This is a genomic window from Streptomyces similanensis (genome assembly GCF_039543625.1).
Taxonomy (GTDB): domain Bacteria; phylum Actinomycetota; class Actinomycetes; order Streptomycetales; family Streptomycetaceae; genus Streptomyces; species Streptomyces similanensis.
The window spans coordinates 19,815-42,056 of sequence record NZ_BAABKC010000101.1 but is presented as its reverse complement, the minus strand read 5'-3'; the positions used below and the strand labels follow the sequence as shown (position 1 = coordinate 42,056).

22 protein-coding genes are annotated in these 22,242 nt (G+C 74.8%); 14 read left to right on the top strand and 8 right to left on the bottom strand.

Features of this window, described 5'->3' with window-relative positions; all coding sequences use genetic code 11:
- Nucleotides 1–127 precede the first annotated feature (127 nt).
- Nucleotides 128–385, bottom strand: a complete 258-nt coding sequence (locus ABEB07_RS29965) for a hypothetical protein (protein ID WP_176147844.1) — start codon at nucleotides 383–385, stop codon at nucleotides 128–130.
- 10 nt (nucleotides 386–395) lie between these two features.
- On the bottom strand, nucleotides 396–1,343 hold the full coding sequence (locus tag ABEB07_RS29960; RefSeq protein ID WP_345671206.1) for a DMT family transporter: 948 nt from the start codon (nucleotides 1,341–1,343) through the stop codon (nucleotides 396–398).
- A 207-nt stretch (nucleotides 1,344–1,550) separates the two neighbouring features.
- On the opposite strand from ABEB07_RS29960, the gene ABEB07_RS29955 reads away from it, so the two are divergent.
- The 7 genes from ABEB07_RS29955 to ABEB07_RS29925 all read left to right on the top strand — a co-directional run bounded on the left by ABEB07_RS29955 (nucleotide 1,551) and on the right by ABEB07_RS29925 (nucleotide 10,411).
- Nucleotides 1,551–2,915: an FAD-dependent oxidoreductase gene (locus ABEB07_RS29955; protein WP_345671205.1), complete on the top strand. Its 1,365-nt coding sequence runs from the start codon at nucleotides 1,551–1,553 to the stop codon at nucleotides 2,913–2,915.
- Nucleotides 2,916–3,027: 112 nt separating this feature from the next.
- Nucleotides 3,028–4,167 carry a YihY/virulence factor BrkB family protein gene (locus ABEB07_RS29950; RefSeq protein ID WP_345671204.1) on the top strand — a complete coding sequence of 380 codons (1,140 nt, stop codon included), beginning with the start codon at nucleotides 3,028–3,030 and terminating at the stop codon, nucleotides 4,165–4,167.
- A gap of 171 nt (nucleotides 4,168–4,338) precedes the next feature.
- Nucleotides 4,339–5,214 carry a LolA-like protein gene (locus ABEB07_RS29945; protein ID WP_345671203.1) on the top strand — a complete coding sequence of 292 codons (876 nt, stop codon included), beginning with the start codon at nucleotides 4,339–4,341 and terminating at the stop codon, nucleotides 5,212–5,214.
- Between the two features lie 160 nt (nucleotides 5,215–5,374).
- A complete protein-coding gene (locus ABEB07_RS29940; RefSeq protein WP_345671202.1) occupies nucleotides 5,375–6,613 on the top strand; it encodes a hypothetical protein in 1,239 nt (412 codons plus the stop codon).
- Between the two features lie 110 nt (nucleotides 6,614–6,723).
- Nucleotides 6,724–7,254 (top strand): 2Fe-2S iron-sulfur cluster-binding protein, encoded by a 531-nt coding sequence (locus ABEB07_RS29935; RefSeq protein WP_164589493.1) that lies wholly within the window; start codon nucleotides 6,724–6,726, stop codon nucleotides 7,252–7,254.
- Complete coding sequence (locus ABEB07_RS29930; RefSeq protein WP_176147850.1) at nucleotides 7,251–8,243, top strand: FAD binding domain-containing protein; 993 nt, start codon at nucleotides 7,251–7,253, stop codon at nucleotides 8,241–8,243. The genes ABEB07_RS29935 and ABEB07_RS29930 overlap by 4 nt, the downstream gene beginning before the upstream one ends.
- Nucleotides 8,244–8,311: 68 nt before the next feature.
- The gene (locus tag ABEB07_RS29925; protein ID WP_345671200.1) at nucleotides 8,312–10,411 is read left to right on the top strand and encodes a xanthine dehydrogenase family protein molybdopterin-binding subunit; all 2,100 of its coding nucleotides are present in this window, start codon (nucleotides 8,312–8,314) and stop codon (nucleotides 10,409–10,411) included.
- A gap of 55 nt (nucleotides 10,412–10,466) precedes the next feature.
- Here the strand turns inward: ABEB07_RS29925 and ABEB07_RS29920 are convergent, their stop codons facing one another.
- A complete protein-coding gene (locus ABEB07_RS29920; RefSeq protein WP_345671199.1) occupies nucleotides 10,467–11,378 on the bottom strand; it encodes a hypothetical protein in 912 nt (303 codons plus the stop codon).
- A gap of 184 nt (nucleotides 11,379–11,562) precedes the next feature.
- Between ABEB07_RS29920 and ABEB07_RS29915 the strand changes: the two genes are divergently transcribed.
- The 3 genes from ABEB07_RS29915 to tgmB all read left to right on the top strand — a co-directional run bounded on the left by ABEB07_RS29915 (nucleotide 11,563) and on the right by tgmB (nucleotide 13,213).
- Nucleotides 11,563–11,904, top strand: coding sequence for a YkvA family protein (locus tag ABEB07_RS29915; protein ID WP_176147852.1), 342 nt, complete (start codon nucleotides 11,563–11,565; stop codon nucleotides 11,902–11,904).
- Between the two features lie 121 nt (nucleotides 11,905–12,025).
- Nucleotides 12,026–12,217 carry a putative ATP-grasp-modified RiPP gene (tgmA, locus tag ABEB07_RS29910; RefSeq protein ID WP_176147853.1) on the top strand — a complete coding sequence of 64 codons (192 nt, stop codon included), beginning with the start codon at nucleotides 12,026–12,028 and terminating at the stop codon, nucleotides 12,215–12,217.
- A 12-nt stretch (nucleotides 12,218–12,229) separates the two neighbouring features.
- Nucleotides 12,230–13,213, top strand: a complete 984-nt coding sequence (gene tgmB, locus ABEB07_RS29905; protein ID WP_345671198.1) for an ATP-grasp ribosomal peptide maturase — start codon at nucleotides 12,230–12,232, stop codon at nucleotides 13,211–13,213.
- A gap of 118 nt (nucleotides 13,214–13,331) precedes the next feature.
- On the opposite strand, the gene ABEB07_RS29900 is transcribed toward tgmB, so the two are convergent.
- Nucleotides 13,332–13,577, bottom strand: coding sequence for a DUF5133 domain-containing protein (locus tag ABEB07_RS29900; protein WP_164589929.1), 246 nt, complete (start codon nucleotides 13,575–13,577; stop codon nucleotides 13,332–13,334).
- Nucleotides 13,578–14,782: 1,205 nt separating this feature from the next.
- Complete coding sequence (locus tag ABEB07_RS29895; RefSeq protein WP_345671197.1) at nucleotides 14,783–15,328, bottom strand: hypothetical protein; 546 nt, start codon at nucleotides 15,326–15,328, stop codon at nucleotides 14,783–14,785.
- A gap of 324 nt (nucleotides 15,329–15,652) precedes the next feature.
- Between ABEB07_RS29895 and ABEB07_RS29890 the strand changes: the two genes are divergently transcribed.
- A complete protein-coding gene (locus tag ABEB07_RS29890) occupies nucleotides 15,653–15,883 on the top strand; it encodes a DUF397 domain-containing protein (RefSeq protein ID WP_164587264.1) in 231 nt (76 codons plus the stop codon).
- A 134-nt stretch (nucleotides 15,884–16,017) separates the two neighbouring features.
- Nucleotides 16,018–16,938, top strand: a complete 921-nt coding sequence (locus ABEB07_RS29885) for a helix-turn-helix domain-containing protein (protein ID WP_345671196.1) — start codon at nucleotides 16,018–16,020, stop codon at nucleotides 16,936–16,938.
- Between the two features lie 43 nt (nucleotides 16,939–16,981).
- Here ABEB07_RS29885 and ABEB07_RS29880 read toward each other — a convergent pair whose 3' ends face one another.
- Complete coding sequence (locus tag ABEB07_RS29880; RefSeq protein WP_345671194.1) at nucleotides 16,982–17,800, bottom strand: SAM-dependent methyltransferase; 819 nt, start codon at nucleotides 17,798–17,800, stop codon at nucleotides 16,982–16,984.
- A gap of 219 nt (nucleotides 17,801–18,019) precedes the next feature.
- Here ABEB07_RS29880 and ABEB07_RS29875 point away from each other — a divergent pair, with 219 nt between their 5' ends.
- On the top strand, nucleotides 18,020–18,232 hold the full coding sequence (locus ABEB07_RS29875; RefSeq protein WP_176147858.1) for a hypothetical protein: 213 nt from the start codon (nucleotides 18,020–18,022) through the stop codon (nucleotides 18,230–18,232).
- Nucleotides 18,233–18,420: 188 nt separating this feature from the next.
- On the opposite strand, the gene ABEB07_RS29870 is transcribed toward ABEB07_RS29875, so the two are convergent.
- Entirely contained in the window at nucleotides 18,421–18,699 is a 279-nt protein-coding gene (locus ABEB07_RS29870) for a GlsB/YeaQ/YmgE family stress response membrane protein (protein WP_164587266.1), read from the bottom strand.
- A gap of 159 nt (nucleotides 18,700–18,858) precedes the next feature.
- Here ABEB07_RS29870 and ABEB07_RS29865 point away from each other — a divergent pair, with 159 nt between their 5' ends.
- Nucleotides 18,859–19,971, top strand: a complete 1,113-nt coding sequence (locus ABEB07_RS29865; RefSeq protein ID WP_345671193.1) for a PP2C family protein-serine/threonine phosphatase — start codon at nucleotides 18,859–18,861, stop codon at nucleotides 19,969–19,971.
- A 444-nt stretch (nucleotides 19,972–20,415) separates the two neighbouring features.
- On the opposite strand, the gene ABEB07_RS29860 is transcribed toward ABEB07_RS29865, so the two are convergent.
- Nucleotides 20,416–21,918: an MFS transporter gene (locus ABEB07_RS29860; protein WP_425589096.1), complete on the bottom strand. Its 1,503-nt coding sequence runs from the start codon at nucleotides 21,916–21,918 to the stop codon at nucleotides 20,416–20,418.
- Between the last annotated feature and the right edge of the window lie 324 nt (nucleotides 21,919–22,242).

Below are 22,242 nucleotides of genomic sequence, written 5' to 3'. Positions count from 1 at the left end.
GGCGGGAGGCGCGGGGCTCGCGTCCGGCGCGGCGCGGGAGGGCCCGGCAGCGCCCGGTGTCCTGCTTGCCCCGTCTCACGCCGATGCGTCCACCTTCACACCCCACGGTCCGGGCCGGCGGCCGGGGTTAGGCCGAACGGCGCGGCGAGCGTCCGCCGGGGTGCTCCGTCCACAGCCGCCAGGCCGACCACAGCCACATGGCGCCGAAGGACGCCAGCAGGGCGAGCAGGACGAGGACCTGCCGTACGTCGGCGTCGTGGCCGAGGACCGCGGCGAACAGTGACACGGTCCACAGGCCCGTGCCGGCCGCGTACACGTCGTGCAGGCGGCGCAGCCGGCCCGCTGCCGACGCGCCCGACGGGGAAGGAGCCACCTCAGTAGTCATGCGCAGGCGGTTACCCCGCACCGCCGTCGGTATGACCGTCCGACCGCTCGGGCCGGGCGAGTTGGGGCGACACGCCGGATGCGGGGGCGGGCGCCTCCTCGCCGGCGAGGGTCTGCTGGGCGTGCGGGACGACCCGGGTCAGGCGCAGGACGCCCCACAGGATGAGGCCGGCGCCCAGCAGTTCGGGGAGCAGCCAGACGCCGGTGCGGATGTGCTCCCCGAACAGCAGGACGCCCAGCAGCAGGCTCACCGTCGCGTCGCCGATGGTCAGCGCCGGCTGGGAGGCGGCGAGCGAGCCGGCCTGGAGGGCGTTCTCCAGCAGCACCAGCGAGGCGATGCCGAGGACGGCGAACCCGTACGTCTGCCAGGTGGTGAGGAAGGCGGTGAGGCCGTCGGTCTCCAGGGTGGCGCTGGCGGACTTCAGCATGGCGGCGGTCAGGGCGTTGCCGGTGGCCGCGGCCCCGGCCAGCACGGCGGCCCGGAACAGCGACGAGCCCGAGGCGCGGGCCAGGGCGACCGCCGTGGCCATCACCCCGAGGCCCACGGCCAGCGCGGGGATCCAGCGCACCATGGGCGCCTGGTCGTGGGAGCCGGAGGGATCGGCGGCGATCAGGACCATGGCCAGGCCGCCCACCATGCCGCCCACGGCCCACCAGCCGGCGGCCGGCAGCCCCCGGCGCATGAGCAGGCCGGCGACGAACAGGGCGAACGGCAGTTCCATGATGAACAGCGGCTGCACCAGCGCCATCGGTCCGTTGACCAGCGCGAGCGCCTGGAACATGGCGGAGCACACCACACCGGCGATGCCGGCCAGCCAGACCGGGTGCCGGGCGAGGGCGAACAGCAGCCGCAGTCCGCCGCCGGCGGGTACGGTGGCGGCGGCCTTGCGCTGGCAGGCCGTGCCGACGGCGTTGCTGGCGGCTCCGAGGAGGGCGAAGCACGCGGCCAGTCCGATCACACGTCCACCATGCCCGACCCGGGCCGTCCCGTCCTGCCGTGCCGCGCGCGGCGCCCCGGACGAGGACGTTCCACACGGCCATCACCACCCCTTTGAGAACCCATAACCCCGCCTTATGACCTCATAGACGGGACCCCGGTACCAACTAAGGCTTGCCTTAGCTTAGGGTTGCGGACGAGTCGCCCATCGCTCGAAGGGAACCTGATCATGCCGCGCCCCCTGCGGGTAGCCATCGTCGGAGCCGGCCCCGCCGGCATCTACGCCGCCGACGCCCTGCTCAAATCCGGCGTGGCCGCCGAACCCGGTGTGTCCATCGACCTCTTCGAAAGGATGCCGGCGCCGTTCGGTCTGATCCGCTACGGCGTCGCTCCCGACCACCCCCGGATCAAGGGCATCGTCACCGCCCTCCACCAGGTGCTCGACAAGCCGCAGATCCGGCTGTTCGGCAACGTCGACTACCCGGGCGACATCGGTCTGGACGACCTGCGCGCGTTCTACGACGCGGTGATCTTCTCCACCGGCGCCACCGCCGACCGGGCGCTGCCGATACCCGGCGTCGACCTCGACGGCTCCTACGGCGCGGCCGACTTCGTCTCCTGGTACGACGGGCACCCGGACGTGCCGCGCACCTGGCCGCTGACGGCCCGCAAGGTCGCCGTGCTCGGCGTCGGCAACGTCGCCCTCGACGTGGCCCGCGTCCTGGCGAAGACCGCCGACGAACTGCTGCCCACCGAGATCCCGCCGAACGTGTACGACGGCCTGAAGGCCAACGAGGCCCTGGAGATCCACGTGTTCGGCCGGCGCGGTCCCGCGCAGGCGAAGTTCAGCCCGATGGAGCTGCGGGAGCTGGACCACTCCCCCACCATCGAGGTCATCGTCGACCCCGAGGACATCGACTACGACGAGGGCTCGATCGCCACCCGGCGCGGCAACAAGCAGGCCGACATGGTGGCCAAGACCCTGGAGAACTGGGCGATCCGCGACGTCGGCGACCGGCCGCACAGGCTGTTCCTGCACTTCTTCGAGTCCCCGGCCGAGATCCTCGGCGAGGACGGCAGGGTGACCGGCCTGCGCACCGAGCGCACGGAGCTGGACGGCACCGGCAACGTCAAGGGCACCGGCGCCTTCAAGGACTGGGACGTCACCGCGGTCTACCGCGCCGTCGGCTACCTCTCCGACCGGCTGCCGAAGCTGCCCTGGGACGAGGCGTCGGGCACGGTTCCCGACGAGGGCGGCCGGGTCATCGGGGAGACCGGCGAGCACGTTCCGTCGACGTACGTCACCGGCTGGATCCGGCGCGGCCCCATCGGCCTGATCGGCCACACCAAGGGCGACGCCAACGAGACGGTCGCCAACCTGCTGGACGACCACGCGAACGGCCGCCTGCACACGCCGTCCTCGCCCGACCCGGAGGCGGTCGACGCGTTCCTCGCCGAGCGCGCGGTCCGCTACACCACCTGGGAGGGCTGGTACCGCCTGGACGCCGCGGAGAAGGCCCTGGGCGAACCGCAGGGCCGCGAACGGGTGAAGATCGTCGAACGCGAGGGCATGCTGCGCGCCAGCGGCGCGTAGCCTCCCGGGGCCCGCGCCGCCCCCGGGCCGCGGGTCCCGCGGGGCGCCGTTCCGGTGGAAGACGCCGGTGTCCGTCACGCGTGTTTGGGCGCTGGGCGGACACCCGGAGTGCATGAACCGTCTGCACCTTCCCGGTCACCGGGACCACTCCACCGGCAAGGACGCCCGTAAGCACGGTGAGGACACCGTGCGCGACGAGGACGACGGGCAGGAGCGCGGGAGCGGCGCGCACCAGGCGCCGGACGCGCGGGAGAAGTCGCCCGAGGAGTTCGGGCCGGACGCGGCGACCGAGCGGGACGCCCCCGACTCGCCCACGGAGCTGCGCGGCCGCTCCTGGCTCGCGGTGATGCGGCGGGTCGTCGCGGAGTTCAAGGACGACGAACTGACCGACCGGGCCGCCGCCCTCACGTACTACGGCGTGCTGGCCCTGTTCCCCGCGCTGCTCGTGCTGGTCTCGCTGCTCGGCATCGCCGGTCACTCCGCCACCCAGCGGGTCCTGGACAACCTCCAGAAGCTCGCGCCGGGCCCGGCGCGGGACATCATCGTGAACGCGGTGCACCAGTTGCAGGGCAGCGCCGGCCTGGGCTCGGTGCTGGCGGTGGTCGGTGTGCTCGGCGCGGTCTGGTCGGCGTCCGGCTACGTCGCCGCGTTCATCCGCTCGGCCAACGCCGTCTACGACGTCCCCGAGGGCCGTCCGGTGTGGAAGGTGCTGCCGCTGCGGGTGGCGCTGACCGTCGCCCTGATGCTGCTCGCCGTGGCCAGCGCGCTGATCGTGGTCTTCACCGGCGGCCTCGCCCGGCAGGCGGGCACCGCGCTCGGCCTCGGCGACGCGGGAGTGACCGCGTGGTCCATCGCGAAGTGGCCGGTCCTGGTCGTCCTGGTCACGATGATGATCGCGCTGCTGTACTGGGCCACCCCGAACGCCAAGATCCGCGGCTTCCGCTGGATCACCCCCGGCAGTGTGGTCGCCCTGGTGATCTGGCTGGCGGCCTCGGCCGGCTTCGCCTTCTACGTCGCCAACTTCAGCTCGTACAACAAGACGTACGGCGCGCTGGCCGGCGTGATCATCTTCCTGGTGTGGCTGTGGGTGACCAACCTCGCCATCCTGCTGGGTCTGGAGTTCGACGCGGAGATGGCGCGCCAGCGCGTCATCGACGGCGGGCACCCGGCGGACGAGGAGCCGTACGTGGAGCCCCGCGACACCCGCGCCTGGGACGAGCAGGACCAGCGGCGCATGGACGAGGGCGGCTGAGGCCGCACGGCCGGCGCAACCGCCGTACGGAACGAGCCGTGCCCCCTCCCGGGGCACGGCTCGTTCCGTGTCCGGACCCGCTCTCGCCGGGGCGGGCGTGAGCGGGTCCGGACGGGGAAGCAGGGACGAACCGAACAGACACCGACGAACCCACTCGGGAGGAGAACCACCGTGTCGCGAGCAAGGATCGCCACCGCCCTCGCCACGCTCGGCCTGGTGTTAGGGGTGAGCGCCTGCGGCAACGACTCCGGCGGCGGGGCGGACAAGGACGGCGCCGCCGGCGCGGGGTCGAGCGCGACCCCGAAGGCGCGGGCCGTCCAGGACGCCTACCGCAAGACCGTCGCCGCCGACAGCGCGCGGATGACCGTCACCAGCGAGGCCGTCACCGAGGGGCAGAAGGTCACGGCGCACGGGAACGGCGTCGTGGACCTCAAGGACGGCGCCAGCACGATGACCGTGACCTCGCAGGGCAACCGGATCGAGCAGCGGGTCGTCGACGGCGTCCTCTACCAGAAGCCGTCCGGCTCCCGGCGGGCCGAGCTGCCCGGCGGCAAGAGCTGGATGCGGATCGACCTGAAGCGCCTGGCCCGCTCCGGCTCCGCCGGCCGCACCGACGCCTCCGACCCGGCCGAGCCGATCGGCTACGTCAAGAGCGTGCGGCCCGGCGACGTCACCCGGATCGGGGAGGAGACGGTGGACGGCGCGGCCACCACCCACTACCGGGTGACCGTGCCCGTGTCGGCGCTGGCCAAGGGCGACACCGCCCAGGCCCAGGAGCTGAGCCGCCAGCTCGGCAGCACGAAGCTGCCGGTGGACCTGTGGCTGGACGACCAGGGCCGGATGCGGCAGGAGAGCGTGCGGATGAGCCTGAAGCCCCTGGCGCAGCGGACGCCGGGCAAGGAGAACACCCGGGTGACGAGCACCACGGTGCTGAAGTTCTCCGACTTCGGCACAGACGTCGAGGTGACGCCGCCGGCCGCCGCCGACACCGCGGACGTGACCGACAAGCTGGTCAAGAGCGGCGGCTCCACCGCCCAGTCCGGCTGACCCCGGACGCGGCCCGGCGGGCGGGGGCGGGCCCCCGGCGGCCGGGCCGCCCGGGACGCGACGCGGCGCGGACACCGGGGCGCGCGACCCCGGGCGACCGATCATGATCCGCTACCGTGATACTGGCAGTCGTACGCCGTCCCCGCCCGCAGATTGGCCCATGTCGAACTCCTCCTCTCCCCGTCCCGCGGCGCCGCCCACGGTGTGGCCGGCCCGTGGCCGCCACACCGGCCCGGCAGCGGCGGACGCCGTACGGCGTCGGCTGGAGCAGCTGACGGCCGAGGGCGTCCTGCACAGCCATCTCGAACCGGACGGCACCCGACCCGGCGGCGAGCACGTGTTCGAGGCCCGCTGGCTGGCGCCCGGCGAGGTGACCGTACGCGCCCGGCTGGCCCTGTCGCCGCCGCGCGGCGCCGCCCTGGACCAGGAGTGGGTGCTGATCGCCGAGGCGGAGCAGCCCTGGGCCCCCCGGTGGCCCTCCCCCGCGGCGATGTTCTGGCCGCAGGAGCCGGACTCCGCCTGGGGCCACGAGGCCGGCACCGGAGCGCGGCTCGGGCAGGCCGATCCGCTGCCGGAGGACGACAAGGAGCTGCGGCGGGTGCTGCGGCACGCGGTGCGGGACACCTGGTGCGTCCACCTCGTCGTGCACGAGGCCATGACGCCCGACGAGCGCGGCCGGCAGGCGCTGGTGCGGCTGCTGCCCGAGGGCCTGCGGCACCGGGTGGTGGAGCACCGCGCGGCGCCGCACCGCCTGCGGGCCGTCAACTGGGTGCTGGACGACTTCGGCGCCCGGGTGCCCCGCGGCGGCGCGGTCGTCCTGCCGGGCGCCGCGGCCGGCGCCGGCTACGACGCGGAGGAGTTCTCCGTGCGCAGCGTCTTCCTGGACGGCTCCGAACCGGCGGAGGTCCTCGGCGCGGTCACCCGGTTCGCCGCGCTGGCGCTGCCCCTGCCGGACGGCGCGGAGGCGGCGCTGACCGCGCTGCGCGAGCAGTGGCGCCTGATGACCATGGAGGAGGAGCTGGCCCGCGCGCGGGAACTGGTCGCCATGTACGCCGAGGCGCTGGACGCGATGACCAAGTCCCGCGACCTGTACCGCGAGGCCGCCGAGCGGGCCAACGAGGCCCTCGCCGGCTACCGGGAGGCCGCCGGGGCCCAGGGCTCGCCGCCCGCCCGGAAGCCGGCCCGGGCCGGCGCCGGGTCGCCGTTCCAGCAGCTGGCGCGCGGATTCGGACGGCTCCGGGGCACGGCCATGTCCCTGCGGCCCGGTTCCGTGCCGCAGGCTCCGCCGGCCGACCCGCCGCCGCTGCCGCCCGCGCCGCAGGACCCGCCGCCCGCCGCTCAGGACAAGGCGTCCGCTCCCGGTCCGGACGGCTCCGCCCCCCGCCCGCCCAAGGACTGAACCGGGCGGGACTCCGGCGTGCCGTGACGTCGGCACGTGTCAGCCGCCGCAGGCTGGATACGCGGTGTGCACACGCACGGCACGGCACGTCGGGGAAGGTCATCCACGCCATGGACAGCGATACTCACCGTTCCGGGACGACGCTCCGCGTCAACGGCAAGCCCCATACGCTCGTCCTCGACAACCGGCGCGTCCTGCTGGACGTCCTGCGCGACGACCTGGACCTGACCGGGGCGAAGAAGGGCTGCGACCACGGGCAGTGCGGCGCCTGCACGGTCCTGGTCGACGGGCGCCGGGTCAACAGCTGCCTCCAGCTGGCGGTCGCCCTGGACGGCTGCGAGGTGACCACCGTGGAGGGCCTGGCGGGCGACGGCGAGGAGCTGCACCCGCTCCAGCAGGCCTTCCTGGAGCGGGACGCCTTCCAGTGCGGCTACTGCACACCCGGCCAGATCTGCTCGGCCGTCGCGGCGCTCGCCGAGGCCGCCGCCGGGCACCCCTCGCACGTCACCGACCCCGCCGCGCCCTCCGGCCGGCCCGTCCCGCTGGACGCGGACGAGATCCGCGAACGGCTCAGCGGCAACCTGTGCCGGTGCGGCGCCTACCCGCGCATCGTCGAGGCCGTCGAGGACGTGATCCGGTGAACCCCCTGGGCTACGTCCGCGCCACCACCGTCGAGGAGGCCGCCGAGGCGTTCGCCGCGCACCCCGGCGCCCGCTACCTCGGCGGCGGCACCAACCTCGTGGACCTGATGAAGCTGGGCGTGGAGGAGCCGTCCTGCCTGGTGGACGTCAACCGGCTGCCGCTGGATGAGGTGGAGGAGCTGCCGGACGGTTCGCTGCGGGTGGGCGCCCTGGTCCGCAACAGCGACCTCGCGGCGCACCCGCTGGTCCGCGACCGCTACCCGGTGCTCTCGCAGGCGCTGCTCGCGGGCGCCTCCGGCCAGCTGCGCAACGCGGCGACGACCGGCGGCAACCTGCTCCAGCGCACCCGCTGCCAGTACTTCCAGGACCTGTCCAAGCCCTGCAACAAGCGGGAGCCCGGCACCGGCTGCGGGGCCCGCGAGGGCGTGCACCGCGACCACGCGGTCCTCGGCTGGTCCGACCAGTGCATCGCCACCCACCCGTCGGACATGGCGGTGGCGCTGGCCGCCCTGGACGCGCGCGTGGAACTGCACGGCGAACAGGGCGCGCGCAGCGTCCCGGCGGCCGCGTTCCACCGGCTGCCCGGGGACCGCCCGCAGCAGGACACCGAGATCCGCCCCGGCGAGCTGATCACCGGCGTGCTGCTGCCGGGCGCGGCCGCGGGGCTCCCCTCCGCCTACCGCAAGGCCCGCGACCGTGCGTCGTACGCCTTCGCCCTCGCCTCGGTGGCGGTGGTGCTGCGGGTGTCGGACGGCACGGTCGAGCACGCCGGCATCGCCTTCGGCGCGCTGGCCCACCGGCCCTGGCGGGCGGCGCGGGCCGAGGAGGCGCTGCTCGGCGGCCCCGCCACCGCCGCCGCGTTCGAACAGGCCGTCGACCGGGAGCTGGCCGCGGCCCGGCCGCTGCGGGACAACGGCTACAAGGTCCCGCTCGCCCGCGCGCTCGCCGTGGACGTCCTGACCCGGCTCGCGGCGGCCGACGGCGCCTGACGCCCGCGCGCCCCTCCCCCGCTCCCCCCGGGTCCAGGACCCGGTCCGTCACATCACAGGAGGACTCCATGGCCGCCACCGCAACCGCGCTGGGCGCTCCCGCCGAGCGCCGTGAGGGGCGCCTGAAGGTCACCGGCGGCGCCCGCTACGCCGCCGAGCACCCGCTGCCCGGCCGGGCGCAGGCCTGGCCAGTGCCGGCCGCCATCGCCCGGGGCCGGGTGACGGCGATCGACGCGACGGCGGCCCTGGCGATGCCGGGCGTGTGCGCCGTGCTCACCCACGAGAACGCCCCGCGGATCGCCGAGCCCGACGACCCGATCCTCGCCGTCCTCCAGAACCCGGACGTGCCGCACCGTGGCTGGTTCGTCGCCCTGGTGGTGGCCGATTCCCTGGAGACGGCGCGGGCCGGCGCCGCGGCCGTCCGCGTCGCGTACGCCGAGGAGCCGTACGACGTCACGCTGACGCCGGACCACCCGGACGCCTACGAGCCGGAGACCGCCAACGGCGGCCACCCGGGCCGCCGCGAGCACGGACACCCCGAGAAGTCCTACGACGCCGCCGACGTCCGCGTCGACGTCGCCTACCGCGTCCCGCCGCTGCACAACCACCCCATGGAGCCGCACAGCAGTACGGCGCGGTGGAACGCGGACCGGCTGACGGTGTACACCTCCAGCCAGGGCGGCAGCGATGTGCGCGACGCGCTCGCCGCGATGTTCGAGCTGCCGGCCGAGCACATCACCGTCTTCTCCGAGCACGTAGGCGGCGGCTTCGGCTCCAAGGGCACCGCGCGCCCCGACGTGGTGCTGGCCGTGATGGCCGCCCGGGAGACCGGCCGGCCCGTCACCGTCGCCCTCCCCCGCCGCTACCTGCCGGCCGTGGTCGGGCACCGCGCGCCCACCCTGCACCGGCTCCGGCTGGCCGCCGGGTCCGACGGCCGCCTGGCCTCGCTGACCCACGAGGTGGCCACGTGCACCTCGCGCGTCAAGGAGTTCGTGGAGCAGGCCGCGGTCCCGGCCCGCGTCATGTACGCCGTGCCCGACAGCCTCACCGCCCACCGCGTGGTGCGGCTCGACGTGCCCTCCCCCTCCTGGATGCGGGCGCCGGGCGAGTGCCCCGGCATGTACGCGCTGGAGTCGGCGATGGACGAGCTGGCCGAGGCGCTCGGGATGGACCCGGTGGAGCTGCGCGTCGCCAACGAGCCGGAGCGGGAACCGGACAGCGGCAAGCCGTTCAGCAGCCGCCACCTCGTGGAGTGCCTGCGTGAGGGCGCGCGGCGCTTCGACTGGGCGCGGCGCGACCCGCGGCCGCGCTCGCGCGCGCAGGGGCCGCTGCTCATCGGCACGGGCGTGGCCGCGGCCACCTACCCGGTGCTGGTGCAGCCGTCCACCGCCCAGGCGCGGGCGCTGCCGGACGGCACGTTCGAGGTGCGGATCAACGCCACCGACATCGGCACCGGGGCGCGTACCGTGCTCGCCCAGGTGGCGGCGGACGCGCTCGGCGTGCCGCTGGAGCGGGTGCGCACCGAGGTGGGCGACAGCGACCTGCCTGCGGCGTCGCTGGCCGGCGGCTCGTCCGGGACTGCGTCCTGGGGCTGGGCCGTGCACGAGGCGTGCGTGCGGCTGGCGGCGCGCCTGGCCGACCACGCGGGTCCGCCGCCCGGGTCCGGGCTCAGCGCCCGCGCGGACACGGCCGGCCAGGCCGACGCGGAGAGCTCGTACGCGCGCCACGCGTTCGGGGCGCACTTCGCCGAGGTGAGCGTGGACACGGTGACCGGCGAGGTGCGGGTGCGCCGGATGCTGGGCGTGTTCGCCGCGGGTCGGATCCTCAACCCGCGCACCGCGCGCTCCCAGTTCGTCGGCGGCATGATCATGGGGCTCGGCATGGCGCTCACCGAGAGCAGCACGATGGACCCCGCCTTCGGCGACTTCGCCGAGCCGGACCTCGCCTCGTACCACGTGCCCGCGCACGCGGACGTGCCGGCGATCGAGGCGCACTGGATCGACGAGGAGGACGGCCACCTCAACCCGATGGGGAGCAAGGGGATCGGCGAGATCGGCATCGTGGGCGCCGCGGCCGCCGTCGGCAACGCCGTCCACCACGCCACCGGGGTCCGCTTCCGCGAGCTGCCGCTGACGCCGGACAAGGTGATCGGCGCACTGGCCGGCTGACGGTCGCACCGCCGGCCGGCCGGAGGAACCGCTGGTCCTTCCTCGCGCGCCGGGCTCAGTCGCCGGGCTGGGGGGTGGGGTGCCGTTCGGCGATGTGCACCATCAGCAGCAGGGAGAGCGCGGCGAGCGAGGCCAGCGAGGCGCACACGGCGGTGAGGCCCGCGCCGGCCGGCGGGGCCACCGTGACCGACAGAGCGTGCGACAGCTCGCGCGGCGCGAACCGGCCCTCGACGTAGCCGAGCCCCGCCAGCACCGCCGGTACGACCGAGCCGGCGACCAGCACCACCACCCCGGCCCGCAGCACCAGCGCGACGGCCAGCGCCGCGCACAGCGCGGACGCCGCGAGGGCGAGCCCGTAGACGAGCGGCGGCGCGCCCTCCCGGTGCAGCGGGAAGTGAGCGGCGGCGCACACCACGAGCGCGGCGGCGGCGACCCAGCCGGGCCAGAAGGCGAGGCGCGCGGCCGCCCGGCCGAACGCGCCGGCGCCCGGGAGGGGCAACGCCTCCGCTTCGTGCGGCGGTGCGGTGCGGTCGTCGGGACCGGTGGCGCCGGTGCGGTCCGCGCGGCCGGGCACGGCGGCCCCGGCCGCGCGGGCGTCCGTGGCGGCGTACCCGGCCGGGCCTGTCATCGGCTCCTCGCCCGGCGGGAACGGCCGCTGCCGGGAGTGCGGCTCCCGGGAGGGGTCGCGGGTGAGCCGTGCGACGGCTTCGGCGAGTTCGTCGGCGCTGCGGGGGCCGACCGCCGCGCGGACCGCCGGGGACTCCTCCAGGAGGGTGACGAGCCGGAGGATGTCCTCCGGGGGCCGGCCGGGTGCGGCGGCATGCGCCGGGCCGGGGGCCGGATCGCCGTCCGCGTGCTCGCCCTCCTGGTCGCCCGCCGGCTCACCGGGCGGACCGGCCCAAGGGGCCTCCTCAGTGAGGGCGACGACGGACCGGCCGGACTGGGGTGGTGAAGAGCGGGTGGTCATCTGGGCTCCAGGGCAGGGATGCGGCCGCTCCTGCGCCCCCGAAGCGCGACACGCGACTTACCCTGACCATTACCAGGGCGGCGGCGGCGCTACGCCACCCGGACGCGGCGCGGGAGTGAGGGGCCGCAGCGCGGCAAGAAGCAGGGGGACGGCACGCCGCACGGACGGAAAGGGGAGCGGGCCCGTGGACTCCACCTCGAAGGTGCTCCTCCTGGCCGGTGCGGCGGCGGCCGTCGTGCTCGCCGTGGCCCTGGTGCTGCTGGTGCGGCTGGTCCGGACCCGGCGGGAGCTGCGCCGCGCCGGGCTGCCGACCGGGCCGCGCTGGGTGTTCTGGGGGGCGGTCCTGTACGTGGTCCTGCCGTTCGACGTGTTGCCCGATCCGGTGTACCTGGACGACATCGGTGTCCTGCTGCTGGCGCTGCGCACCCTGCACGGCGCCGTCGGCCGCGAGGCGGCCCCGCCGGAGCGCCGGCCGGGCCGTTTCGGCTTCCGAAGGCAGCCGGGCGCCGATGACTACGCTCCGTAAGGAAACCATTCACCCGTTCGATTCGTATAAGTCTCGGGAACCCGAAACAAAGTCAGCGGGCCAAGCGACGCCGCAAGGACGACCACCGCTTGATCGCGGCTGCACCGACAGGGGAGAGACGATGCAACCGTTCGCGCTCAACTACGCCCGGCCTGCCGTGGACAGCGAGGCCGTGCTCCCGTACGTCTATGACTCCGGACTGCAGTTGAACGTGCTCGTGGACGGCCGGATCGCCGCGTCCGACGCCGCTCTGCTCAGGGAGCTGGGCACCACGACCTCCACGGCGGGCTCCAAGACTCACTTCGACGACTGAACACGGCCGACGATGACCGTTCTCATCCTCACCGGTGAGGAGGACGTGACGGCGGACATGGTGGTGGTCCACCTGAACGCCGCCTCGGTGCCGGTGGTCCGGCTCGACCCGGCCGATCTGACCGCGGGGGTCGCCCTGTCGGGCGAGTACGTGCACGGGTCCTTCCGCGGTCATCTGTCCGCCGGGGGACGGCTGGTGAGCGTCAGCGGGCTGCGCTCCGTCTGGGTGCGCCGGCCCGGGGCGCCGGCGGCCCGGGCGGCGCAGCCCTCGGCCTGGCTCACCGAGGAGGCCGGGCAGGCCCTGTACGGCATGCTGCGCGGCTCGGCGGCGCGCTGGATGAACCATCCGGACGCGGCCCGGCGCGCCCGGCACAAGCCGTGGCAGCTGCGGCTGGCCCAGCGCTGCGGACTGCCGGTGCCCGCCACGATCGTCACCACCTTCCCGCAGGCGGCCCGGGAGTTCGCGGCGCGGTTTCCGGACCTGGTGGTCAAGCCGGTCTCCGGCGCGCATCCGCAGGAACCGCCGCGCGCGGTGCCCACCAGCCGGGTCGCGCCGGACACGGACTTCGCGGCGGTCGCCTACGGCCCCACGCTGTTGCAGCGGCGGGTCGCCAAGCGCGCCGACATCCGGCTGACCGTCGTGGGCGAGGCGCTGCTGGCCGCCCGCAAGGAGACTCCGGCGGACGCGGACCCGGACGAGGTGGACGTGCGGTTCGCCTCCGCCGCCACGCCGTGGCTGCCCACCGAGGTGCCGCCGCGGGTGGCGGCCGGGGTACGCGCCTATCTGCGGACGGCCGAACTGGCTTACGGCGCTTTCGACTTCGCGGAGGACGCCGACGGGACCTGGTGGTTCCTCGAGTGCAACCAGTCGGGACAGTTCGGCTTCGTCGAGGTGGAGACGGGGCTGCCCGTGGCCCGCACCATCGCCGCGTGGCTGGCCCGTCCCGCGCCGCGGGAGCCCGGCTGCGCGGACGACCGGCACCTGGCGGCGCCGTGACCCGGGCGGCGGGCGGGGCGGGACCTCCGTGGCCCGAGCGCGGCCCGGGACCGGCCGCCGCCTCGGCACGCGGTGCCACCCAGGGCGCCGGGCCGCCCCGTCCGTCCGGGCCGCCGTCTCACACGGCCAGCGACAGTCCGCTCTCCCCGTCGGCCCCGGCCGTGCGGCCGGCGGCGACGAGCAGCGCGTCGGCCCGGGCGATGGCGTCGTGGACGCTGGTGACGCCCATCATGACGCACAGGGTGTAGCTGACGTCCTCCAGCTCCCGAGCCGTCTCGACCCGCTCCCTCTCGGCCTGCGCGATCTTCAGCGATGCGTACCGAGTCAGCAGTGTCCTGACGACCTTCGGGTCCGGTACCAGCACGGAGCGCCCCTCTCTCGATTTTCTCTGCGTATGCCCCAGGCACGCCGTGCCATGCACGTCGACCGCCTCGCGGCAGGTGATGGACCGGATTCGGCCGGTTTCCGGTGGTTCCGCGTCGATACGGCGCCGGGGTGCGGCCCGCCCTGTACGCCCTGCCTTATATGGAGCGCGGCTCGGGGCCGCGGACCGCCGTGCGGCGACGCCGCCCGCCGGACTGGATTCGCTGGGTGACGCTCACCGCAACCTCCGCTGAACTCTCGGCCGCGCGTGCTCGGGCAAGCCCGTGCGCGGCGACAGGGCGCCGCGCGACCCGGCGGAGGTATCCGCAATATAGGTGGTTTTCGGGCCTTCGGCCAAGATTGGGTTAACGGCACGCATCACGGACACCGGAGAACACAGCGTCAGGAGCCGTCCGCGACGGACGGCTTCCGCCCGCCCGGGCGTTCGGGCGGTGAATTCTTCGCACGCGCGGCCAAATCGGGGCGGTGCGGCGATGGCCGGTTCCCGGCGGGCGGACGACCGGCGGTCCGGTTCGGCGGCGGCCGATTCGTCTCTGGTCGATCCGGTCCTGCGGCGCCCGGCTCTGCGGTGGTCGGCCGGGTGGCGCCCGATCCGGTCCTGCGGCGCCCAGCTCTGCGGTGGTCGGCCGGGTGGCGCCCGATCCGGTCCTGCGGTGCCCAGCTCTGCGGTGGTCGGCCGGGTGGCGCCCGGTCCGGTCCTGCGGCGCCCGGCTCGGCGGTGGTCGGCCGGGTGGCGACCGGTCCGCTCCGACGGCAGCCAGGTCCTGCGGGGGCCGGGTCCGACGGGGGCCAGCCGGGTGGCGGTCGATCCGGGCCGGCGGTGGCCGGGGCCGGTGAGGGCCGGGGCCAGGTCCGGCAGTGGGCGGCCGGGTGGCGGTCGACGCAGTCCGACGGCGGCCGGCTCGGCGGGGGCAGGGCGGGTGGCGGTCGATTCGGTTCGACGGCGCCCGGCCCGGCGGCGGCCGGCCGAGTGGCGGACGGTCCAGGCCGACGGTGGCCGGCTCTGCGGTGGCAGGGCGGGTGGCGGCCGGTCCGGGCCTGCGGTGGCCGGGGGCGGTCGTCGGGGATCGGTGGCGGGGGGCCTGTCGCCGGGTGGGGGCGGCTGGGCTCCGTCGCGACTGGGGCGGGTCGGGGCGCGTCCGTCGCACGGCCGTACCTAGGGCGTCCGCCGCGTCCGGGGCGGGGTCACTCGGCGAGCGCGTCGGCCAGTTCCGTGGTGGCCCGCGCGATCTCCCCGTCCGGTTCCGTCAGCAGCGTGTCCAGGTCGCCGCGCCGGGCCCGGACCGCCTGCCGGGCCCGCCACTCCCACACGGCCGGGTTCTCGTGGTGGTTGAGGAGTTTGGGGTAGACCGCGGCGACGGACTCCCACTGCCGGGCGTCGGCGATGCTCTTGAGCAGCTGGATGATCTGCGGCCGGCAGGTGACGTGCGGCAGCCGGGCCAGCTCCCACAGGAACGGGACGGTGTCGGCGGTCGCCTGTTCGACGACGAAGCCGTACTGGCAGACACGCTTGCGTAATTCGTCCAGGGCGACCCGGGCGGTGGCGGCGTCGCCGCGGGCCATCCGGTGCAGCAGCTTCGGGATGGCGGCGGCCGAGCCGGTGGAGTCCCGGATGTCGCTCCACGGCACCTGGCCCAGGGCGGCCAGTGGCGCGCCGACGGCCACTCCGGTCGAGGCGTCGGCGCGGTCGGTGCGCTGCGTGCTCGGCTGCTCCATCGGTGCGGGGGGCATGGTGTCGGGCCTTTCCGCGGCGGTCATATGGGGGGCGGCGGTTCAGCGGGGCGGGCGGCGGGAGTCCGGTGCGGGGGCGCCCGTATCGGGCTCACCGGTGAGAGCACGGCATCTCGCCGCTGACCTGATGCATCGTCAACCTGGGGCGCCCACACAAGGGTTGACGCCCCCGCTATTATTCACCCTGTCAGCGTCCGCGTGCAATTGCACGCGAAATTTCTCGTGAAAGTGCGCGGGAAGGGGAAGACTCCGGTCGGGCACGGCCGGTCTTCGACCTCCGAGCCCGGCAACCACACGACGGTACGGAACAGCGAGGAGACTGCGGTGCCATCAGTGCGCAACGGAGTGCGGGCCAGTTCGTTGGACGCCCGCTGGATCAAGAGCAGGCACAGCAACGCCGAGGGCAACTGCGTGGAGGTCGCGACCCTGGCCGGCGGGGACATCGCGATGCGCAACTCCCGCGACCCCGACGGCCCCGCCCTGGTCTACACCCCGGCGGAGGTGGCCGCGTTCGTGGCGGGCGCCAAGGACGGGGAGTTCGACCACCTGCTGTGAGGCCGGCGGCGGCCGTCCGCCCAGGACTCTCCAACACGCAAGGCAGCCGGTCGACTTCGGCCATCGGAACTGCCGTGCGGAACACCGGTGCGATAGTCTGTGTCGCACGTCTGTCGGTCCACCGGGGAGTCAGGATGTCCGCCGAGCAGCATCGCGTCTCCCGCCTCGAACCCTACCTGGACCGGTCCGAACCGGCGCCGACACTGCTGAAGACGCTGGTCGGCCTCCAGCTGGCGGGATTCCGCGAGGATGCCGGGATGTCGCAGGAGCAGGCGGCGCGGGCCCTCGGTTTCAGCGCCGCCAAGCTCTCCCGCATAGAGGCGGGCAAGGGCCGCCGACCCCCGGCCGAGGGCGACGTCCAGGCCCTGCTGCGGCTGTACGGCACCAAGGACTACGAGGCCTCGGTGCTGCTCAGACTGCTGCGGCGGGCCGGTGAGCCCGGCTGGTGGCAGCGCTACGACAAGCGGCTGATGCCCGAGTGGTTCGACCGGCTGGTCGGACTCCAGGAGGCGGCGGCCGCGATCCGCACCTTCGAGATCCAGTACGTCCCCGGCCTGCTCCAGACCCCGGATTACGCGCGGGCGGTGGTGCAGCGGGGTCTGCCGACGGCCACCGCCGGCGAGGTGGATCGCAGGGTCGAACTGCGCACCCATCGGGCCGAGTTGCTGACGCGGACCGACGCACCGCAAGTGTGGGCGGTCACCGACGAGTCGGTGCTGCTGCGGGTGCTGGGCAGCCGCGAGATCATGCGCGAGCAGCTCGCCCACCTCATCGAGACCGCCCGGCTGTCCAACGTGACGGTGCAGATCGTGCCGCTGGACGCGACGAAGGCCTCCGCGCCCGCCATACCGGTCACCTATCTCCGCTTCGGCGGCTTCGACCTGCCCGACGTCGTCTATCTGGAGCACATCAGGAGCGCCCAGTTCCTGGAGGACCGGGACGAGACGGAGGAGTACCGCATCGCCCTGGACCGGCTGGCGGACGAGGCGCTGACTCCCGCCGCTTCGCTGGAGCTGCTGTGCCGGACGATGAAGGAGCGCTACCCGGCGCCCTGATCCGGCCCCCGCCGGATGAAGGACCCGGGCCGCCGCCGCCGGATCACCGGATCACTCCGACGCCGCCGAACTCCACCCACTCCGTGGTGAGCTGGCGGGGCGCGACCTCCGTGTCGGGGCGCCAGGTGGACACCTCCACCAGGCCCGGTTCGAGGATCTCCAGCCCCTCGAACCACTCGGCGACGTCCTTCTCCTCCCGGACCCGGCCCCAGTGGCCCTGGGTGGCCCGGTCCATGAAGTCCGTGACGAAGTCACGCACCTCGGCGTCGTCGCTGACCAGTTGGCACATGAGCAGGACGCTGCCGGGCACGAGCCGGGCGCGGACCCGGTCGACCACCGCGCGCGGTCCGTCGGCGTCACCGTCCGGAATGCAGTGGAACACCGAGTTGAACAGCACGGCCACCGGCTCTGAGAAGTCGATCAGCCGCTCGGTCTCCGGGTGCCGGAAGATCCCCTCGGTGTCGCGCATGTCGGCGTGCACGACCGCCGTGCGGTCGTCCTGCTGGAGCAGGGCCCGGCCGTGGACGAGGACCATGGGGTCGTTGTCCACGTAGACGACGCGGGTGTCCGGGTCGACGCGCTGGGCGACCTGGTGGACGTTGTCCTGGGTGGGCAGGCCGGAGCCGTGGTCGAGGAACTGCCGTATGCCGTACTCCTGGGTGAGGGTACGGACGGCCCGCTGGAGGAAACGGCGGTTGTTCAGGGCGAGGCGGCGCGTGCTCGGGACGACCTTGTCGAGTTCCTCGCACGCGGCGCGGTCGGCGGCGTAGTTGTCCTTGCCGCCCAGATAATGGTCGTACATACGTGCCGCGGTCGGCACATTCTGGTCGATGTGCGTGGACAACTGATTCTCCGCAGGCATCCGTCCCCCAGGTTCGCCGACAAACACCGCGCCGACGACGGGCGGGTCCGACAGAGATTACCTCTCATGGACCCTGCTTTTGCCCGAACCAGGCCATGAGCAGCGGCAGTTGGCTAATTCCCGTCCGGCGTCGGCGATCGTCACGAATTCTTCACTTCGCCGAACCCATCAACGGCGCGGTGGCGAGCACCCGCCTCAGGAGTCGGACAAGGGGGCGTCGTGGTATTTGTCGCTGTTCTGTTGTTGCCGCTCGTCTCCGTGCTGCTCGTGGTGATGGACCGCATCGAGGAGCGTGTGTTCGAACCCGGTCAGGAGCGGGGCCGGCACGCCGGACAGCGCAGGCATCTGCGGCTGATCCCGGGCGGTCGCCGGGACGCCGCGCCGCGGGCGACGCAGGAGAACTCGCCGGAAGAGCGGCGGCGGGCCGCCTGAGCCGCCGGACGCCCCCCCTCGGGGGGCGTCCGGCGGCTTCGGCGTCACTCCCTTCCCCTCCCCCGTACGCGCCCCTCCCCGCTTCGGTCCCCTCCCCCGTACGCGCGTGTGGCCGGGCCGATGAGTTCGGCCCGGCCACACTCCACGGGGTGTCCTGCACCAGCGTCATCGTGACGCGATCATGACATTCAGGCGTGGCGGTGCGAGCTGCGGTTGCCCGTGATGAGACGGTAGATGACGAGCAGGATCAGCGAGCCGACGATCGCGGCGATCCAGGTGGACAGCTCGAAGAAGCCGTCGATCGAGTCGACGCCGAATATGACCTTGCCCAGCCAGCCGCCGAGAAGCCCGCCCGCGATGCCGATCAGCATCGTGACGATGATGCCGCCCGGGTCCTTCCCCGGAAGGAGCAGCTTGGCGATGGCGCCGGCGAGCAGACCGATCAGGATCCAGGCGATGATGCCCACTTTTCCTCCACTGTCCATGGAAAGTATGTGCTTTATCGAATGCGCGCATCCAGCGGCGGCAAACCTCTCGCGTACGGCAGTCCGGGGCCGGGCGGCGCGCCTCCGCGGTCGCCGCCCGCCCGGCGTGCGGGACGGGTGCCGTCGTAGCAGCGTGGTGGTGTGCTGAAGCTGCCTGTCCTGGTGTCGCGCCGCGATCCGCACCGGCGGGGCTGGCTGCGGGGCGCCCCGCCGCCCCGCTGGGTGCGGATCCTGCCGGTCGTGCTGGTCGCCGCCGTGTGCGTCGCCACGCTGACCAGCCCCAGCCGGCTCGACATCGGCTTCCTGCTGGGCGCGATCCCGCCGCTGGCCGTGCTGTCGTACGGACCGCTGGCGACCGCCCTGCTCGGCGGCGCCGTGGTCGCGCTGCTGAGCGTGCCGCTGTTCGGTCTTGACCATCCCGGCAACACCGACCTGGAGACGGTCGGCTTCGTCGCGCTGCTGAGCGTGTTCCTGTCCTTCGTGCGCAGCCGCCGCGACGCGCAGCTGGACCTGGAGCGCACGGTCGCCGAAGCCGCGCAGCGGGCCGTGGTCCCGCCGCTGCCCGAGCGGGTCGGGCCGGTGTGCTGCGCGGGCCTGTACCGGGCGGCGCAGCGCGGGACGCTGGTCGGCGGGGACTTCTTCGACGTGCGGCAGGGTCCGTGGGGTGTGCGGGCGGTGATGGGCGACGTGCAGGGGCACGGGCTGGCCGCGGTGTCCACGGTCGCCGCGCTGCTGGGCAGCTTCCGGGAGGCGGTGCTCGACCGGCCGGACCTGACCGCGGTCGCGGGCGCCCTGGACCGGCGGCTGGTGGTGGACTCGGCGGAGGTGCGGCACGCGGAGCTGTTCGCGACCGCCGCGCTGCTGGAGTTCGCCGCGGACGCCCGGTCGGTGCGTGTGGTGGCCTGCGGTCATCCGCCGCCGATCCTGCTGCGGGGCGGGACGGCCACGGAGATCGAGGTCGCGCCGTGGACTCCGCTGGGTCTCGGACTCTCCGAGGGCGTGCCGCACCAGGACGGGCACATGGTGCCGCTGCGCCCCGGTGACGTGCTGTTCCTGGCCTCCGACGGCGTCACCGAGGCGCGGGGTCCGGACGGGGAGTTCTATCCGCTGCTGGAGCGGCTGCCCCGGCTGGCGGACCGCGCGCCGGCCGCGCTCGCCGAGCGGGTCCTGAGCGATCTCCTGGCGTACTGCGGGAACGTCGGCGACGACGTGACGATGCTCGTCCTGACCCCCTGCCCGCCCGACAGTGCCTGACCGGGGGCGGACCGGGCGACGTCCCGCCGGAGACGACCGGCCGCCCCACTCCGAAGACGGCCCGACCGGAGCCCGCCCGGACGGACCCAGCGGCTGAGCGGAGCCGCTCAGCGCGCGGCACGCTGGTGACCCACTATGCGGGCTGAACAGCGGACAGTCGGGCACACGGCGCACCGGGAACGGCCGAGCAGCCCACACCGGAGACGGCCCACGCGGACGGAACGGGCGCAGCCCGGCCACGGACAAGCCGAGCGGGCTCCCAGACGGCAGCCGGACCCGCGGCACGGCGGGCACAGGACGCGCGGGCCGCGCCGGAGACGACTGGCGCGGGCGGAACGGGCAAGCCCCGCCGGGAACTGGCCGGGCGGGGCTCACAGGGGGCGGCCGGGCGTGCGGCGCGCCAGGGGCGGTCAGGTGCGGCGGCGAGGCCCGCCGGGTGCGGGCTCAGGCCACCGAGGCGCAGCCCGCGGCGCACAGCTCGCCGTGACCAGGTGCCGCGCAGGCGGCGAGCGCGACCGGGACCGGGCGGCCCGCCGAGGACGGACGGGCGGCCGGGGCCGGACGATCAGCCGAGGCCGGACGGGCGGCGGGGGTCGGGCGGGCGGCCGGGGCCGGACGGGCGGCGGGAGCCGGACGGGCGGCGGGAGCCGGGCGGGCGGCGGGAAGGGGGGTGTAGGCGACGGTGGTGGGGTGGTGTGTGGCCGGGTTCCGGGCGGCGGTGCGGCGGGTGCGCAGGACGGCGGCCGCGCCGATGGTGCCGGCGATCAGGACGCCGCCGGTCACGAGGGCGCCCCGGGCGCCCGCGGTCTGCATCAGCAGTCCCAGCAGCGGCGGTCCGACCAGGCTCCAGCCGGTACTCGCCGTGCGCCACACGCCGAGGACGCGGCCGCGCAGGTGCGACGGCGGGTCGGTCTGGAGCACGGTCGTGCCCGCGGTGTCGGAGACGGACTCCACCACCGCCATCGGCGCGACGAGCAGCAGCAGGACCCACAGGGTCGGGGAGAGACCGGCGGCGATCTGCAGGACGGCTCCGGTGGCGGCCAGGGCGCCGACCAGGCGAACCGACGGGCTGCGCAGCCGGCCGGCCAGCACCGCGCCCGCCACGCCGCCCACGGCCAGGACGGTGGAGACCGTTCCGAACGACCCGGCGGCGCCGCCCAGCGGCCCGGTGACCAGGACGGCCAGGGTGAGGCCGTAGTTGCGGCCGAAGACGCTGCTGATCGCGGTGATGCCGGCCAGGGCGACGAGCCGCGGGCGGCTCAGGAAGAAGGCGAGGCCGTCCCGTGCGCCGGTGCCGCGCCGTTCGGACGCCGGGGCGGCCGTGCGCGACGCCGTACGCGGGGCGGGCCGCTCGCGCGGGGCCGTCCGCGCGCGGGCGGCCGGTCCCTGCGGTCCGGCGGCGGGGTGCGGGCGCAGGAACGGGATCACCGCGGCGACGGCCAGGAAGGAGACGCCGTTGGCGACGTACGCCGCTCCGGGCCCCCACCAGCTGACCACCACGCCGGCCAGGGCGGTGCCGCCCACCCGGCCGGCGCCGCTCACCACCGAGCCCAGCGCGATCGACGAGGGCAGGTCCCTGGGCGGTACGAGGTCGTTGCCGAGCAGGGCGCAGGCCGGCGCGTCGACGGTGGCGACCAGGCCGGTGACGGCGCCGAGCGCCATGAGGACCGGCACCGACAGCTGGTCGGTGAGGACCAGCGCCGCGGTAAGGAAGCCGACGAGGGCCAGCAGGGCCTGGCTCACCGTGGCGGTCAGGCGGCGCGGCCAGGCGTCGACCACGGACCCGCCGAGGACGCCGAACAGCAGTCCGGGGGCGGCCTGCACCGACAGGGACAGACCCGTCGCCGCGGCGGAGCCGGTGAGATGGAGCACCAGCAGGTTCTGGGCGGTCAGCTGCATCCAGGTGCCCGCGTTGGACACCAGGTTGGCCGCGGACCACCAGCGCATGCCGGTGTGGCGCAGCGCCCGCCACGGGGCGCGGTCCTCGTCCCGGGCCGCCCGGCGATCGGGGCGGCGGGGCGAGGGGAGGAACACCCGGCGGCCCGCGGTCGCGGGCGGGGCGGGGAAGGCAGGGGGGGAGGAAACCACGGGAGGTCGCTTTGCGTGAGGGGCCGGACGACGTGCCGTGCTGTGCCGCCAGGGGCGGCTCGACGGTGAGACATGGCCGGGCACAGCGGCTGCCCATCCTCACAGAAGTCCCGGTGTGCGCGAGGGCACAGGCCCGCCGACGGCGGCCTCCGCTGCTCCAACTGGCCGCCTGCGGCGGGGAGT